This window comes from Massilia sp. (assembly GCF_031995545.1).
In the GTDB taxonomy this organism is placed as follows: domain Bacteria; phylum Pseudomonadota; class Gammaproteobacteria; order Burkholderiales; family Burkholderiaceae_D; genus Telluria.
Genome location: NZ_DAMAGA010000040.1, coordinates 1 through 15,735 on the forward strand (window position 1 = coordinate 1; position 15,735 = coordinate 15,735).

16 protein-coding genes and 1 pseudogene are annotated in these 15,735 nt (G+C 63.7%); 11 read left to right on the plus strand and 6 right to left on the minus strand.

The window, feature by feature from the left end:
• Positions 1-144, plus strand: a pseudogene (locus tag RTQ83_RS20470) (4-hydroxyphenylpyruvate dioxygenase); the annotation flags it as partial.
• A gap of 16 nt (positions 145-160) precedes the next feature.
• Here RTQ83_RS20470 and RTQ83_RS20475 read toward each other — a convergent pair.
• Positions 161-1,315: a hypothetical protein gene (locus RTQ83_RS20475; RefSeq protein ID WP_312518671.1), complete on the minus strand. Its 1,155-nt coding sequence runs from the start codon at positions 1,313-1,315 to the stop codon at positions 161-163.
• Positions 1,316-1,556: 241 nt separating this feature from the next.
• Between RTQ83_RS20475 and RTQ83_RS20480 the strand changes: the two genes are divergently transcribed.
• The 3 genes from RTQ83_RS20480 (at position 1,557) to RTQ83_RS20490 (ending at position 3,784) form a co-directional block, all read left to right on the plus strand.
• The gene (locus RTQ83_RS20480) at positions 1,557-1,934 is read left to right on the plus strand and encodes a CidA/LrgA family protein (RefSeq protein ID WP_312518674.1); all 378 of its coding nucleotides are present in this window, start codon (positions 1,557-1,559) and stop codon (positions 1,932-1,934) included.
• Complete coding sequence (locus RTQ83_RS20485) at positions 1,927-2,676, plus strand: LrgB family protein (RefSeq protein ID WP_312518781.1); 750 nt, start codon at positions 1,927-1,929, stop codon at positions 2,674-2,676. The genes RTQ83_RS20480 and RTQ83_RS20485 overlap by 8 nt, the downstream gene beginning before the upstream one ends.
• Positions 2,677-2,752: 76 nt before the next feature.
• Positions 2,753-3,784 (plus strand): patatin-like phospholipase family protein, encoded by a 1,032-nt coding sequence (locus tag RTQ83_RS20490; protein ID WP_312518677.1) that lies wholly within the window; start codon positions 2,753-2,755, stop codon positions 3,782-3,784.
• Between the two features lie 61 nt (positions 3,785-3,845).
• On the opposite strand, the gene RTQ83_RS20495 is transcribed toward RTQ83_RS20490, so the two are convergent.
• Entirely contained in the window at positions 3,846-4,451 is a 606-nt protein-coding gene (locus RTQ83_RS20495) for a hemerythrin domain-containing protein (protein WP_312518679.1), read from the minus strand.
• Positions 4,452-4,796: 345 nt separating this feature from the next.
• Between RTQ83_RS20495 and RTQ83_RS20500 the strand changes: the two genes are divergently transcribed.
• Together RTQ83_RS20500 and RTQ83_RS20505 are read left to right on the plus strand one after the other, a co-directional pair.
• A complete protein-coding gene (locus RTQ83_RS20500) occupies positions 4,797-5,798 on the plus strand; it encodes a manganese catalase family protein (protein ID WP_312518683.1) in 1,002 nt (333 codons plus the stop codon).
• A 118-nt stretch (positions 5,799-5,916) separates the two neighbouring features.
• Complete coding sequence (locus RTQ83_RS20505) at positions 5,917-6,837, plus strand: ZIP family metal transporter (protein WP_312518685.1); 921 nt, start codon at positions 5,917-5,919, stop codon at positions 6,835-6,837.
• An 87-nt stretch (positions 6,838-6,924) separates the two neighbouring features.
• On the opposite strand, the gene RTQ83_RS20510 is transcribed toward RTQ83_RS20505, so the two are convergent.
• The 4 genes from RTQ83_RS20510 to RTQ83_RS20525 form a co-directional block, all read right to left on the minus strand.
• On the minus strand, positions 6,925-7,341 hold the full coding sequence (locus RTQ83_RS20510) for a hypothetical protein (RefSeq protein WP_312518688.1): 417 nt from the start codon (positions 7,339-7,341) through the stop codon (positions 6,925-6,927).
• Between the two features lie 170 nt (positions 7,342-7,511).
• Entirely contained in the window at positions 7,512-8,465 is a 954-nt protein-coding gene (locus RTQ83_RS20515; RefSeq protein ID WP_409456137.1) for an IS1595 family transposase, read from the minus strand.
• 128 nt (positions 8,466-8,593) lie between these two features.
• The gene (locus RTQ83_RS20520) at positions 8,594-9,106 is read right to left on the minus strand and encodes a ferritin-like domain-containing protein (protein ID WP_312518690.1); all 513 of its coding nucleotides are present in this window, start codon (positions 9,104-9,106) and stop codon (positions 8,594-8,596) included.
• Between the two features lie 249 nt (positions 9,107-9,355).
• Positions 9,356-10,699 (minus strand): MFS transporter, encoded by a 1,344-nt coding sequence (locus RTQ83_RS20525; RefSeq protein WP_312518693.1) that lies wholly within the window; start codon positions 10,697-10,699, stop codon positions 9,356-9,358.
• 160 nt (positions 10,700-10,859) lie between these two features.
• Between RTQ83_RS20525 and cyoA the strand changes: the two genes are divergently transcribed.
• Genes cyoA through RTQ83_RS20550 form a run of 5 tightly spaced genes read left to right on the plus strand, consistent with a single transcriptional unit; the run spans position 10,860 to position 15,718 of the window.
• Complete coding sequence (gene cyoA, locus RTQ83_RS20530; protein WP_312518695.1) at positions 10,860-11,870, plus strand: ubiquinol oxidase subunit II; 1,011 nt, start codon at positions 10,860-10,862, stop codon at positions 11,868-11,870.
• A 2-nt stretch (positions 11,871-11,872) separates the two neighbouring features.
• Complete coding sequence (gene cyoB, locus RTQ83_RS20535; protein WP_312518698.1) at positions 11,873-13,882, plus strand: cytochrome o ubiquinol oxidase subunit I; 2,010 nt, start codon at positions 11,873-11,875, stop codon at positions 13,880-13,882.
• Positions 13,875-14,513 (plus strand): cytochrome o ubiquinol oxidase subunit III, encoded by a 639-nt coding sequence (gene cyoC / locus RTQ83_RS20540; protein WP_312518701.1) that lies wholly within the window; start codon positions 13,875-13,877, stop codon positions 14,511-14,513. The genes cyoB and cyoC overlap by 8 nt, the downstream gene beginning before the upstream one ends.
• Positions 14,510-14,890 carry a cytochrome o ubiquinol oxidase subunit IV gene (gene cyoD, locus RTQ83_RS20545; RefSeq protein ID WP_312518704.1) on the plus strand — a complete coding sequence of 127 codons (381 nt, stop codon included), beginning with the start codon at positions 14,510-14,512 and terminating at the stop codon, positions 14,888-14,890. The genes cyoC and cyoD overlap by 4 nt, the downstream gene beginning before the upstream one ends.
• A gap of 9 nt (positions 14,891-14,899) precedes the next feature.
• A complete protein-coding gene (locus RTQ83_RS20550; protein ID WP_312518707.1) occupies positions 14,900-15,718 on the plus strand; it encodes an SURF1 family protein in 819 nt (272 codons plus the stop codon).
• The last annotated feature ends 17 nt before the right edge of the window (positions 15,719-15,735 follow it).

A 15,735-nucleotide genomic window follows, 5' to 3' on the forward strand; every position in this document is an offset into this window, starting at 1 on the left:
TTCTTCGAGATCATCCAGCGCAAGGGCAACGAAGGCTTCGGCGAAGGCAACTTCAAGGCGCTGTTCCAGTCGATCGAGCGTGACCAGCTCAAGCGCGGGGCGATTCCGGGTGCGGCGGTAGCGTCCACTGCTGCCGAAGCCTGACCCGCGTCGTCGCCGGCTAACGGAAGTCGAGGGAAATGAACGTGATGCAGTCGTCCTGTAACCAGAGCTGACCGTAAAGAACCCGCTCGCCGATGGCAATGGGCCGGTACTCCATGAGTAACGGAATTCTGACCGGTTCAGAGCCGAAGAAATCGAAAGCGGGCGGCACCGGCGATTGCTTCGCGATGCGCCCGACCGTGTGGTCGAGCGCCTCCTTTTTCAGGCACGGGCGCGATGGGACCGTGAACGTCACGCTACCGGTATCGTGGCGCGCGTGCGAGCGTGGGTTGGCGACCTGGAACTGGCTCAGGTGAGCCCGTGCGTTGTCACCGGATTGATTGACGTATGTGCACCATGAATAGGAAACGGGGCACGCTTGCGGTTGGTAGGTGCCCCCAAACAGTTGTCGCAATCGCTGCCTGGACAGCGGCCGGGGCTGTTTGACCAGGATCGCGAGCGAGGTGAGCAGACGTCGGTGGCTGTCCGCCAACGGTCCCGTATATGGTGGCGCAGCGCGCTCCGGCTCCTCTTCTGCTGTCGCACGCGGTTCGGGCTCCGGCGTCGAAGCGGGATAAAAATGCAGCAATTCGGACGTTTCGCTGAACAAGGGCTTGCCTTCGGCGTCGACCGACACCCGTTCGATCCTGGCCATTCCCTTGAGCGAGGGCGCATACCAGTACGTGGAGTGCACGCGCGCGGCGGCGCCGCTCGGCGCTTCGCCCGGCACCGACGCCATCGTGCGTTCGGTGCGGATGACCGTCGCGTGATGGAGGGCTGATCCGACTTGCACGTCCTGTTTTCGGAGGACCACATGCGATTGCCCGGTGCCTCTTTGCTCGTCATACAGCTTGCCTGTCCATGTCTTGCCGACCGGGAGCGGATCGTCGCAATCGATCTTGCCGGGAAACTCGATACTGGCGGCGATATCGTACAGGCAGGTGTCGCTCAGCAGGCCGAGCCCGAAACCGAGCCCGAGACCGCCCTTGAAGACGATTTTCCCGAGCGTGTTGCGATAACTGGCCAGCTTCGACTCGATGCTGGCGTTGGGTCTGGCATGCGGCTTGACCAGGTCCTGGTAGGTTTCACGGTACTCCCAGCGGTCGCCGAGCATCGGGCGAACCTGCGCGGCCGCGGGTATCGCTGCCAGTATCGTGACCAGTCCCATCAGCATCCGTATTGTCATCGTGCTCCTCGTAAACTGGTCAAGCAGCCACGGCAATGCGCGGCGCCGCTTCGCTCATCCAGTGTACGCCGCCGTTTGCCGCAGTGGCAACCACGCGCCGGTGCCGCAGCCGGCTGCGCGTCGCCACACCAGCTGTAGCGTTTTGCTATGCTTGCAGCTTTTTGCGGCGACCCATGCGGACGGCATCCTGTCAGCCGTCCAGGCGCCGCAGGTCGTGAAGGGGAAATTCATGCTGGCTGCGTTCGCGGTTCTGTTGTTGTTCCAATGCCTGGGCGAGGCCGTGGTATTCGTGCTGCACCTGCCGATTCCCGGTCCGGTCGCCGGCATGCTGCTGCTCGGTGCGGCGCTGGTGGCGAGCCCCAGGCTGCAGGCGCTGGTCGAATCGGCGGCCAATACCTTGCTGTCGCACCTGTCGCTGCTGTTCGTGCCGGCCGGGGTCGGCATCGTCGCGGCCGCGGCCAGCGGCAGCGGCCACTGGATCGCGATCGCCGCCTCGGTGCTGGTCAGCACCATCCTGGCGCTGGCCGTGACCGGGCTGCTGCTGCGCGGTATCGGCGGCAGCGAGACGGATGCGAACGCGGTCGAGGCGAAGGATGGCGATGCTTGATCTGTCCGAATTCGGCCCGTTCTGGGTCTACCTGTCGGCCTCGCCGCTGCTGGGCCTGACCATGACGCTGTGCGCCTACCTGGTGGCGCAGGCGATCTTCGTGCGCTGGAAGGGTTCGCCGCTGGCCAACCCGGTGGCGATCTCGATCGTGCTGATCGCCACCGTGCTGTGGCTGTCGGGCATGTCGTACGAGCGCTACTTCGCCGGCGCCCAGTTCGTCCACTTCCTGCTGGGGCCGGCCACGGTGGCGCTGGCGGTGCCGCTGGTGCGCCAGCTGCCGCGCCTGCGCCGCAGCTGGCTTCCGCTGAGCCTGGCGCTCACCGCCGGCTGCGTGACCGCGATCGTGTCGGCGGTCGCGGTGGCGGTACTGCTGGGCGCGACACCCGAACTGGCTTACACCCTGGGCCCGAAGTCGGCCACCTCGCCGATCGCGATGGCGGTGTCCGAGCGCATGGGTGGCATTCCGGCGCTGACGGCGGCGCTGGTGATCGGCACCGGCATCTTCGGCGCGATTGTCTCGAAATATGTGTTCGAACTGCTGCGCATCCGCGCCGATGCCGCGCGCGGCTTCGCGCTCGGCCTGGCCGCGCACGGCGTCGGCACCGCGCGCGCCTTCCAGCTCAGTCCTGAAATGGGCGCCTTCGCCGGACTGGCGATGGGGCTCAACGGTGCGCTGACGGCGCTGCTGGTGCCTTGGGTGGCGCCCTGGCTGGTGTCCCTGCTGGCGGCCTGGAGCGCCTGAGCTGCGCTTATTGTGCGCTGCGACATGACTGCGCCGCTTCCGGTAGGCTGACGCTTCATACCGAGAGGAGCTCATCGTGACCGATTTCAAGACCATCAGCATCGCGCTCCAGGGCGGAGGGACTTACGGGGCCTTCGGCTGGGGCGTGCTGGACCGTCTGCTGCAGTGCAACGATTTTGTCCTGGACGGGCTCAGCGGTTCGAGCGCCGGCGCGATCAATGCCGTGGTGGTGGCGGACGGCTATGCTCGCGGTGGAGGGCGCGAGGGTGCGCGCAAGGCGCTCGACACATTCTGGCGCGCGCTCGGCGCCACCGCCACCCTCAGTCCGTTGCAGCGCACGCCGCTGGACCGCATGGCGCCGACCTTCACCATGGAGTTTTCGCCGGTCTACCACCTGCTGGAACTGGCCGGGGCGATGGCCGGGCCGGTGCGCGAGGGGCCGGTGACGCTCAATCCGCTGCGCCACTTCCTCTCTGCCACCATCGACTTCGAGCGGGTGCGCGATTGCCATGAGCTGCAGCTGTTCATCGCCGCCACCAATGTCCGCACCGGCAACGGCAAGCTGTTCCGGCGCGAAGAGATGGACGTGCAGCGCCTGGTCGCGTCAGCCTGCCTGCCCACCGTGTTCGCAGCGGTCGAGGTCGAGGGCGAGATGTACTGGGACGGCAGCTACGTGGCCAACCCGCCATTGGCGCCGCTGCTCGCGCATTCGGCGGCGGGCGACCTGATCATCGTGCAGAACAACCCGATCGCGCGCAGCGACATGCCGCGCACGATGGCCGACATCGCCAACCGCGCCAACGAGATCGCCTTCAACATCAGCTTCGTGCGCGAAGTCAGCGCGCTGCAATACCTGAACGGGGTGCCCGAGGAAATTCGCGGGGCGGGAATGATGCCGAACACGATGCGGCTGCACCTGATCAGCGGCAGCGAACAGCTGGCGGACCACGGGATTTCGGCCAAGTTCAATGCGGAGATGGCGTTCCTGCAGATGCTGCATGACCAGGGCTATGCGGCGGCCGACGGCTGGCTCAAGGAGCAGGGCAGGAATGTGGGAGTGAAATCGACGCTGGATATCCAGCCGGTGTTTTTCGCGGACCAGCGCTAGGCTGGTCCGCCCGCCGTGCAGCCGGGAAGACCGGCTGCAGGTGTACTGCTTTTCGAATCGCTTACACGGAAGCCGGCTTCGACTTCCAGGTGTCCTTCTTCGGCACCAGCGCGAAGGCCGCCAGCAGCGCGCCGGCCGCGCCCACCACCATCGCGGCGGTGCTGCCCGAGAAACCGACCACGTGTTCCTTGGCCACCTTGCCGGCCTTCGGTCCCAGCAGCTGCATGCGGCGCACGTTCATGTCGGCGCCCAGTTCGGACAGGCGCTGCTTGCCCAGGATCGCTTCGGCGTCCGGCAGCAGCTTGGTTTCTTCATCGGCCACATGGTGGATCACGTCGCGCATCAGCTCCATCACCAGGTCGTCGTGGCGCGGGTCGGCGCCGCTGGTGCGGCGCAGCTCGGCGATGATGCGGCGCATCTCGTCGTGTTCCGGCTCGGCTTCGTGGATGAACGGTTCCTTGGCGTCGCGCTGGCGCATCACCGGATAGAAGATCTCTTCTTCCAGCGTGGCGTGGATTTCCAGCGCGTCGCAGATGGTATCGGCCAGCGCTTTCTTGACGCGCGGGCTCTTATCCTTCGAATACTGGTGGAAGGTGACCATCACGTGCGAGTGATCGAAACGGATCATGTCGGTAATGGTTGGGCTCAGTTGTTTCAGGTTAAACATGGCAATACCCCCGTTCGTGGTTGTTTGACCAACATGGTAGTGCGCGCCGGCTCGGCTTTACTGTAGGAGCGCGCGCCGGTCGGCTGTCAGCCGCTGTCGTCGCGCCACGCCCGTCCAGGATGGCACTCCCGATAAAAGGGTTATTGCAGATTTGAATTGTTAACTTGGCATAACAGATTGTCACTTTAGTCCTACAAGCGCACGGCGTACGTCCTGATAACTCGTCTGTGCCCGACCTGCGAACATGAACACATCGAGCTGCCGTTCCCGGCGGTAGCTCCCTCGCAGGCCGTGCATGCTCGACGCATGGCGCCTGGATCACCAACTCAATCGGAGAACCCTGTCATGTTTGCACACAACAAGCGGTTGCAATACACAGTCCGTGTCGCCGGGCCCAATCCGGCCCTGGCCAATCTGATGCTGGAACAGTTCGGCGGGCCGCAAGGCGAGCTTGCCGCCGCCATGCGCTACTTCACCCAGGCCGTATCGGAAGACGATCCAGGCCGCAAGGACATGCTGTTCGACATCGCGACCGAAGAGCTGAGCCACCTGGAAGTCATCGGCCACATCATCGCCATGCTGAACAAGGGCGCCAAGGGCCGCCTGGCCGAAGCCGTCGATACCGAAGCCGAGATGTACAAGTCGATCACCGGCCCGGGCAACGACAGCCACATCACGCAAGTGCTGTACGGCGCCGGCACCCCGCTGGTCAACTCGGCCGGCGTGCCATGGACCGCGGCCTATATCGACTCGATCACCGAGCCGACCGCCGACCTGCGCTCGAACATCGCCGCCGAGGCGCGCGCCAAGATCGTCTATGAGCGCCTGATCGCGCTGACCGACGACCCGGGCGTGAAAGAGGCGCTGGGCTTCCTGATGACGCGCGAAGTGGCGCACCAGAAATCGTTCGAGAAAGCGCTGTATTCGATGGAACCGAATTTCCCTCCGGGCAAAATGCCGGTGGACCCGCGCTTCGCCAGCGTCTACTACAACATGTCGCAGGGCCCGGGCGAGATGCGCGGCCCATGGAACCAGGGCGGCGACTGGGACTTCGTCAGCGACCGCGAGAAGCAGATGGCGGTCGACGGCGGCTCCGGCGAAGCCGAAGTGGCGCTGCCGGACGGCGACATCGACGTGCTGAAACAGATGGCGATGCGCACCATGTCCGACCCGGCCTCGAGCCCGCGCACCGGCGCTGAATTGGGCATGATGCAATCGGCAACTGGTGGTACGATGGGTGCTTCCAGCGGCAATGCGATGGGCAGCGCCAATGTCGGTTCCAAGGGCGGTCCGCTCGACGACACCGGCCTGGGCAACCCGATGGGCAGCGGCAAGCCATTCAAATAAGGCTCCGCTGAACCGATAGTGGTTCTTCCGCGTGGTTGAGGTTTCGGCCTTGGCCACGCTTGCCGCGCCAGGGCGCCGTCGACCGACGCGCCGGCGCGGCGTTCGCACAGGGATTTGCATGAATTTTCGTACAGAAAAAGCTGAAGATAGCCCCGCCGTGTCACGCTTCGCCCCGAGCTGGCTGACGCCGCGCCGCGCCATCGGTTTCGGCATCTGTGCCGTCGGATTCCTGGTCCTGCTCGGCAGCATGGTCGAGCAACTGATGAACGCCAATCCCAAGATGATGGCGGCCCTGATGGGCGGCGGCACGGCGGCGGCGGCCACCGCGCTCGGCACCTTACCGGTATTGTTCGCACAGAATTTCACCAAACGCACCTACGATTGCTTTCTCGGCTTCGGCGCCGGCGTCATGCTGGGCGCCACTGCGTTCTCGCTGGTGATCCCGGCCCTGGCCGCGGCCAAGGCCAGTGGCGCCGGCAGCTGGGAAGCCAGCCTGATGGCGGGAGCCGGCATCATGGCCGGCGCCGGCGCCATCCTGCTGCTGGGCCGCGTGGTGCGCACCGAAGGCATCCTGACTTCCGAAGCGGAGAATATCTCGCTGCGCCGGGCCTGGATTTTCGTCTGGGCCGTGGCCCTGCACAACCTGCCGGAAGGGCTGGCGATCGGCGTTGCTTACGCCGGCATCGACGTCGAAAAGGCGACCTCGCTCGCCACCGGCGTCTCGATCCAGGACGTGCCGGAAGGCTTGGTGGTGGCGCTGGCCCTGCACACGGTCGGCTATAGCCGCCTGACCTCGGTCGGCATGGGCATCGTCTCGGGCCTGATCGAGCCGATCGCGGCGGTCTTCGGCGTGGCGCTGATCGGCATCTCGGCCGGGCTGCTGCCGTTTGCCCTGGCTGCAGCCGCCGGCGCCATGCTGCTGGTGATCGTGCACGACGTGATTCCCGAATCGCAGCAGGCCGGCAACGGCACCCAGGCCAGTATCGCGCTGGTGGCGGGGTTCATCTTGATGACGGTACTGGATACGGCGTTGTCCTGACACGGCACGCCGCCAAAGAAAAAGCCACGCAGGGTGCGTGGCTTTTTTTTGCTTGTCAGCCGTTCAGCCGCTCATTCCCTCATCCGCTCAGCCATTGAGCCGCACCTGCAGATACTGCTGGATGTCGTCCAGTGTCTTGCGCGCCTTCTGGTTGCTCGCGGCGGCCGGCTGGGGGCCCTGGTGAAACGCGTCGAGCGTCAGTTCATAGTCGACGAAGCGCGCCGACGCGGCGGCATTGGCCACAGCCTGGCGCCGCACCCGGCTGGCCAGCAGCACCTGGAGGCGCGGAATCCTGGCCTGCGCCGCTTCGGCCAGGGCAAAGCCGTTGGACGTGCCCAGCACCAGGGTGCAGATCAGGATATCGAAATTGATGCTCTCGAAGGCCTGCAGGGCCAGTTCCGAGCGTGCGTAGGGCACCACGATATGGCCGTCGGCTTCCAGCAGCGCGGTCGCGCGGTCCAAAAAATCCGGTTCGAAGGACACCACGGCGACAAAGGCTTTCATAGGGCGGTCGGCAGCAGGAAGAAGGTGGGAAGCGGCACGCACGGCGGATGGAGATCGGTGTCGGCCCGAGTTGCAAAAGGGAAAGATAGTAGCCGATTTGCTATCGCTTGAGAAGAGCGAAAACCATGCGCGCATAAAAAATGGCGCTCTCATCGCTAGATATGGATGAATCAGAACGCGATGCGCAGCAATTGCTCGATAGAATCGATTCGGCCGCCATCGAGGGCCCAATGCCAGCCCAGGTAGTTGGGCAGGCGGCGTGACGCCACGCCATGAAAGCGCGCCAGCCATTCCTTGAAACGTCGATGGTAGGCATTGACGTTTTGCACGTGGATGGCGCCCTGGGTGCTCGCGCGCACCCGCGCCCCGGCTTGCAGATTGACTGCCTGGTGCGCGATCCCGTGCTCGCGAGCGAAGCGCCGGTAGGCGGCATTGGCGTCCGTGACCAGCAACGCTTGTCGGTCGAGCTTCGGCAGCAGGGGCCGCACCAGTTGGGATGCCTTCAGGGCGCCGCGGCCGGTGACGGCGCCGATGGTGTTCCCGTTGCGGTCACGCGCCACCAGGATGCAATCGAGGTGGTGCGAAATGCCGCGCAACGCGGCCTTGCCGCCACGCCTGCGCGGCGTGCGGTCGAGCTTGCGTGCGCCCTTCTGCGATTCGAGAAGAAATGTCTCGTCAGCCTCGACGATTCCAGTCAGCTGCGCCGGCCGGTCGTCCTTGACGCGGTCGAGAAAACGATGGCGCCAGCGAAACGCGGTGTTGCGATGGACGCCGACCCGCCTGGCGGCGGCGCGTACCGTCAGCGAGTCCAGCAAGACGCTCAGGTAATCGAGCCATTTGCCTTTCAGCCTGAGCCGCGCCAGCGGCGTGCCGGTCAGGTCATTGAAAGTGCGGCCGCAGGCGCGGCACCGGAAACGCTGCAGATCGTTGGCGCGCCCATGCCGGTGCCAGTGTTCGCTGCTGCAGTGGGAACAGCAGCGCCCGGCAGAGCGGATTTCTCCGATGAGGGCGATGATCCGATCGAGTCCGGCCGCCGGATGCAGGGCGTCGAGCACTTGCAGCCGCTGCGGCTGATTAAGCAGTGGGAGCTGCGCGAAAAACTTCGCAAACCGTGGCGCCTTCACGATCTTCTCCTATCGACGACGATAGGTGTTGGACCGTTGATCAGCTCAGCAGTTCAATCCTCATCCATATCTAACGTTGACAGCGCCTAAAAAATGGCCCCGCAGGGCCATCGTGAATGCCGTCAGGCTCAGACCTTGGCTTCGGCGCCCGGGGTGGCCGAACGCGCCAGGAAGGCGGCGGTGATTTGCGGCAGGTGTTCCAGCAGCCAGGCGGCCATCGCTTTTTCCTGGACCAGGATCTGTTCGCACGCCGAGGCGGTGGCGGTGTCGCCCACCGCATTGGCGGCGCCGATCAGCGAGGTGTAGCTGGCGATTTCGAGGTTCTCGAACACGTAGCCGGCCATCGCGCCTTTCACCACTTCGTCGCTGGTCATCATGCCGCCCACGCCCTGGCCGAAGGCGGCCAGCTTGCCGCCCAGGTCTTTCAGCACCGAGTTCTCGATGCCGCGGCGGGTCAGGATGCCGTCCAGGATGGTCTGCTGGCCGCGGGTTTCTTCGATGTGCTGCACGATGCGTGCGCGCAGTTCCGGATAGTGCTCCAGGCGCTCGGCCTGGGCCTTGAGCATGGTTTCAGCCTGCTTTTCCATCGCGTGCGCGTCGCGCAGCCAGTCGTTCAGGTGGTCGTTTGCCGCTGTGGTCATGGTCTTCTCCGTCAATGTAGGTTGGTGATTGGCGCCGCGCGGGCGGTGTCCGTGATGGTTCCGGCCGCGCTTGCCTCCTGACGTCAGCTTCGCAGAATTGTAAAACGGTGTTTGTTAGGTGATACACACTTGCGGCGATTTGACACCGCGCCTGCCGTGCGGCGGGGAGGGCGCTGCCGCCTCCATAGCTGGCGCGCAAAAAAAGATGGCCCGCAGGGCCATCTCCAGGTCATGCGAAAAGCGTCGAGCTTACTCGCGGATCTCCAGCTTGCGGTTCAGGCTCAGCGCCGCCAGCGAGGCGACCGCACCCGACAGCAGGTAGAGGCTGACATAACCCAGGCCGAAGTGCGCCGACAGGCCCAGTGCGACCAGCGGAGCGAAGGCCGCGCCCACCAGCCACGCCAGGTCCGAGGTCAGCGCCGCGCCGGTGTAGCGGAACTGCTTCTGGAAATTCGAGGTGGTGGCGCCGGCGGCCTGGCCGTACGACAGGCCGAGCAGGGCGAAGCCGATCAGGATGAAGGTGTTCTGGCCGGCGGTACCGCCGTCGAGCAGGGTCGGCACGAACGCCGAGAACAGGGCGATCAGCGCGGCCAGGGTGCCGAGCGTGGTGCGGCGGCCGACCTTGTCGGCGATGACGCCCGACAGCAGCATCGCGACGATGGCGATCGCAGCGCCCCACATCTGGATGTGCAGGAATTCTTCGATCGGACGGGTATCGTACAGCTGGATCCACGACAGCGGGAACACGGTAATCAGGTGGAACAGGGCGTAGCTGGCCAGCGCGGCCATGGCGCCGATCACGATGTTGATGCCTTGCTTGCTCACCAGTTCGCCGAGCGGGGCCGGGTCGAAGTGGTGGTCGTCCAGCAGCTTCGAATACTCGGTGGTCGAGATGATGCGCATGCGCGCGAACAGGCCGACCACGTTGATGGCGAAGGCGACGAAGAACGGGAAGCGCCAGCCCCAGGTGAGGAATTCTTCCTGGGTCAGGTTAGCGGTCAGGTAGGCGAATACGCCGGACGCGATCAGGAAGCCGACCGGAGCGCTCAGCTGGCCGAGCATCGCGTACCAGCCGCGTTTGCCTTCAGGAGCCGACAGGGCCAGCAGCGACGGCAGGCCGTCCCACGAGCCGCCCTGTGCCAGGCCTTGCGCAATGCGCAGCAGTGCCAGCACGACGATGGCGGTGGCGCCGATTTCGCTGTAGGTCGGGATCAGGGCGATGGCCACGGTGCTGGTGCCCATCATGAAGAGCGAGATCAGCAGTTTCATGTCGCGGCTCCAGCGCTTCTGGATCGCCATGAAGATGACGGTGCCAAGCGGGCGCGCCACAAATGCCAACGCGAATATCGTAAACGAATACAGGGTCGCGTCGAGACGGTCGGCCCAGGGGAAGAAGATCGACGGGAAGACCAGGGCCGAAGCGATGGCATACACGAAGAACTCGAAGTATTCGGCCGAACGGCCGACCACCACACCGACGGCGATGTCACCTGGGGAAACGTGCGCGTCGCGGGCGTTGATGTTGCGGGCCCCGCTGTTCGGGCTTGTGATTGGAGCGGCCCCTGCGCCGCCGTATGTTGTCGTGCTTTGCATATATGTGTTCTCCAAGGTGATGTCCACGGTCGCTGGTTTTGTTCAAACCGTTGCTAAAATTGCACTAGGGCAAAGGGTGGGACAAACTGTCCAATGTTCTTCGGCGACCGTAGACGTTAAAGTAGCATGTTCTCATTCCATGTAACGTTAGATACCTAGCATGATTCCTAAAATTGTCCGCCGCGGACTCCCATTACTTCTCGTTGCAGTGCTGTCCGGCTGTAACACGGTCGTAATGAATCCCACCGGCGATATCGCGAAGCAGCAGGCCGATCTGATTACCATATCGGTCTGGCTGATGTTGATCATCATTATTCCGGTGATGATCCTCACCATCGTGTTCGCCTGGCGCTACCGCCAGAGCGCGAATGCGAAGTACGAACCCGATTGGGACCACTCGACCAAGCTCGAACTGATCATCTGGGGCGCACCGCTCCTGATCATCATCGTGCTGGGCCTGATCACCTGGGTCAGCACCCACAAGCTCGATCCTTACCGTCCGCTCGACCGCATCGATGCCAACCGTCCGATCTCGGCATCGGTCAAGCCGCTCGAAGTGCAGGTCGTGGCACTCGACTGGAAATGGCTGTTCATCTATCCGGAGCAGGGCATCGCCTCGGTCAACCAGCTGGTGACCCCGATCGACGTGCCGGTGCGCTTCAAGATCACTGCCTCGACCGTGATGAACACGTTCTATATCCCGACCCTGGCCGGCATGATCTACGCGATGCCGGGCATGGAAACGGAACTGAACGCCGTGCTGAACAAGACCGGTAACTTCCAGGGCCTGTCGGCCAACTTCAGCGGCGACGGTTTCTCGCACATGAAGTTCGCCTACAAGGGCGTGACCGCCGGCGAATTCGACGCCTGGGTGTCCGAAATGAAGAACAACCCGGGCGTGCTGGACCGCGCCGACTACCTGGTGCTGGAAAAGCCGAGCGCCAAGGAGCCGGTGCGCCACTACGGCCAGGTCGAGCCTGCGCTGTTCAACCGCGTGGTGAACCGCTGCGTGGCCGAAGGCACCATGTGCATGAACCAGCAGATGCATGAAGACACCAAGCGCAACCAGATGGCCGCGGCGATCCGCCAGCTGCCGAAGGACGGCAGCAAATCGATGCTGGCCGAAGCGATCGAAATGTGTGTCGCCCCTTTTAATACTGTGAAGAAGTAACCATGCAAGACTCTTTCGACTTGACGAAGTTTATCTTCGGTCGGCTTGGCTGGGATGCGATTCCCTTCCATGAGCCGATCCTGATCGCTACCTTCGCGGGCGTGATCGTCGGCGGTCTGGCCCTGTTCGGGCTGATCACCTACTTCCGCCTGTGGGGCACCCTGTGGCGCGACTGGATCACCAGTATCGACCACAAGAAAATCGGCATCATGTACATGATCCTGGGCCTGATCATGTTCCTGCGCGGCTTCGCCGACGCCCTGATGATGCGTACCCAGCAGGCGATCGCCTTCGGCGACAACGCCGGCTTCCTGCCGCCGCACCACTACGACCAGGTCTTCACTGCCCACGGCGTGATCATGATCTTCTTCGTGGCGATGCCGTTCGTGACCGGCCTGATGAACTACGTGGTGCCGCTGCAGATCGGCGCGCGCGACGTGGCCTTCCCGTTCCTGAACAACTTCTCGTTCTGGATGACCACCATGGGCGCCGTGCTGGTGATGGCTTCCCTGTTCGTGGGTGAATTCGGCCGTACCGGCTGGCTGGCGTATCCGCCGCTGTCTGGCATCCTGGCCAGTCCCGGCGTCGGCGTCGACTACTACATCTGGTCATTGCAGGTGGCCGGTGTTGGTACCACCCTGTCGGGCGTGAACCTGATCGTCACCATCATCAAGATGCGCGCTCCGGGCATGGACCTGATGAAGATGCCGGTGTTCACCTGGACTTCGCTGTGCACCAACATCCTGATCGTGGTGACCTTCCCGATCCTGACCGCCGTGCTGGCCATGCTGGGCATGGACCGCCTGTTCGACACCGCGTTCTTCACGAGCGACCGTGGCGGCAATCCGATGATGTACGTGAACCTGATCTGGATCTGGGGCCACCCCGAGGTGTACATCCTGATCCTGCCGGCGTTCGGTATCTTCTCCGAAGTCGTCTCGACCTTCTGCGGCAAGCGCCTGTTCGGCTACACCTCGATGGTGTACGCGACCTGCGTCATCATGGTCCTGTCGTACCTGGTGTGGCTGCACCACTTCTTCACCATGGGTTCGGGCGCCAGCGTCAATGCGTTCTTCGGCATTACCACGATGATCATCTCGATCCCGACCGGGGCCAAGATCTTCAACTGGCTGTTCACCATGTACCGCGGCAAGATTCGCTTCGAACTGCCGATGATGTGGACCGTGTCGTTCATGCTGACCTTCGTGATCGGCGGTATGACCGGCGTCATGCTGGCCATTCCGGCGGCCGACTTCGTGCTGCACAACTCGCTGTTCCTGATCGCCCACTTCCACAACGTGATCATCGGCGGCGTCGTGTTCGGTATCTTCGCCGGTATCAACTACTGGTTCCCGAAAGCCTTCGGCTACAAGCTGGACCGCTTCTGGGGTCTGGTCTCGTTCTGGCTGTGGTCGATCGGCTTCTGGGTCGCGTTCACCCCGCCGTACATCCTGGGCTTCATGGGCTACACCCGCCGCGTCAGCCACTTCGACGATCCGTCGGTGCAATGGCTGTTCCAGATCTCGCTGCTGGGCACCCTGATGATCGCCGGTGGTATCGGTGCGCTGCTGATGCAGATCTATGTCAGCTACCGCGACCGCAACACCGCTCGCCTGCGCGATTTCACGGGCGATCCGTGGGAAGGCCGTACCCTGGAATGGTCGACGTCGTCGCCACCGCCGGATTACAACTTCGCCTTCACCCCGGTGGTGTTCGATAACGATTCGTACGCCGACATGAAGAAGAACGGCTACCGTCGTCCGCTGAAGGACTTCGTGGCGATCCACATGCCGAAGAACACCGGCGCCGGCATCATCGTGTCCGCCCTGGCGTGCGCGGTCGGCTTCGGCATCATCTGGCACATGTGGGCGTTCACCGTGGTGTCGTTCGTCGCCATGATGGCCGCGATCATCATCCATACCTTCAACTACAAGCGCGATTACTACATCCCTGCCGAAGAAGTGGCACGGACCGAAGAAGCGCGTACCCGTATGCTGGAAAGCCATGTCTGACATTAAGCAAACTATCACCGGCGGCAGCATCGCCGACGACGTGAGCGGGCGTTACATCTCCCGCGACCACCACCCGGAGCAGGGGACGCTGCTGGGCTTCTGGCTCTACCTGATGAGCGACTGCCTCATCTTCGCGTCCCTGTTCGCGACCTACGCGGTGCAGGGCCGCTCGTACGCCGGCGGCCCTACCGGCGCCGAGCTGTTCGAGCTGCCGCTGATCGCGCTCAACACCACGTTCCTGCTGGTGTCGTCGCTGACCTTCGGCTTCGCGATGATCGCGGCCCAGGCCAAGAACCTGGCCAAGACCCGCCTGTGGCTGGTCGTGACCGGTATCCTGGGCCTGGCGTTCCTGTGCGTGGAAATCTATGAATTCCACCACCTGATCCATATCGGCGCCGGTCCGCAGCGTTCGGGCTTCCTGACCGCGTTCTTCGCGCTGGTCGGTACCCACGGCCTGCACGTCACCTTCGGTATCGTGTGGCTGGTGACCCTGTTCTTTCAGTTGGGCAAACACGGCCTGACCCCGGAGAACTTCCGTCGCCTGTCGTGCCTGTCGCTGTTCTGGCACTTCCTGGACCTGATCTGGATCTTCGTCTTCACCTTTGTCTACCTGATGGGAGTGCTGCCATGAGCGACCACCACCACGATCATGACGCCCACGGGCATGACGTCCACGTGACGCACTACAGCACCAAGGACTACATCACCGGCTTCGTGCTGGCGGCGATCCTGACCATCATTCCGTTCTGGCTGGTGATGGGCAACGTGCTGGCGCCGGATACCACGCGCTACGTCATCCTCGGCTTCGCGGCCGTTCAGCTCATCGTGCAGATGATTTACTTCCTGCACTTGAGCTCGAAGGCGGAAGGCGGCTGGAACATGATGGCGCTGCTGCTGACGGTCGTCATTCTGGTCATCGTGATGTCGGGCTCGATCTGGGTCATGCACCACATGAACGAGAACATGATGCCGGGCATGGGTCCGAACAGCACCCACGACATGACCTGAACGGTCTGAATGGCGAACATGCACGCACAGCCGGCAGGGCCGGTCAACCAGGAATCCCACCCGCCACGCTCCGCCTTTGCGCGGCGCCTGGTGGTGGTGCTGGCCCTGCTGCTGCTGGTGCTGTTCGCCGGTCTGGGGACCTGGCAGGTGGTTCGCCTGCAATGGAAACTGGACCTCATCGAACGCGTCGACGCACGCGTTCACGCGCAGCCCGTTGCGCCGCCAAACATGGCGCAATGGCCGCACGTCTCCCGCGAGTCCGACGAATACCGGCATGTACGCCTGTCGGGCCGCTACCTGTTTGCCTACACCACGCCAGTCCAGGCTTTGTCGGAACTGGGTGCAGGCTTCTGGCTGCTCACGCCGTTATGCACGGCGGAGGGCCACATCATCTTTGTCAATCGCGGTTTCATTCCCTCGAGCGGGGATATCGCCAAGCGTTATCCGGGCGCGCAGGCGCCGCGTGACGCCTGCGTCGCGGGCGGTGCCAGCCCGGTCACGCTTGCCGGCCTGCTGCGCATTCCTGAGCCGAAGGGCGGCTTCCTGCGCGATAACGACCCGCAGGGCAACCGCTGGTATTCGCGCGACGTGACGGCGATCGCCGCCGCGCGCGGCTTCGAACCTGCGCACGTGGCGCCGTTCTTCGTCGATGCGGCGAAAGGGCAGGACCCGCAAACGGCGCCCGACCGGCCGGTCGGCGGCCTGACCGTCATTTCTTTCCCAAATAATCACCTCGTTTACGCGCTGACTTGGTATGCTCTCGCCCTCATGGTGGCAGCCGCCTGGTGGTGGATCGCCCGTCACGGCGCGAGCCGCCTGCAAGACTAGCTAACAACAACGGGTTC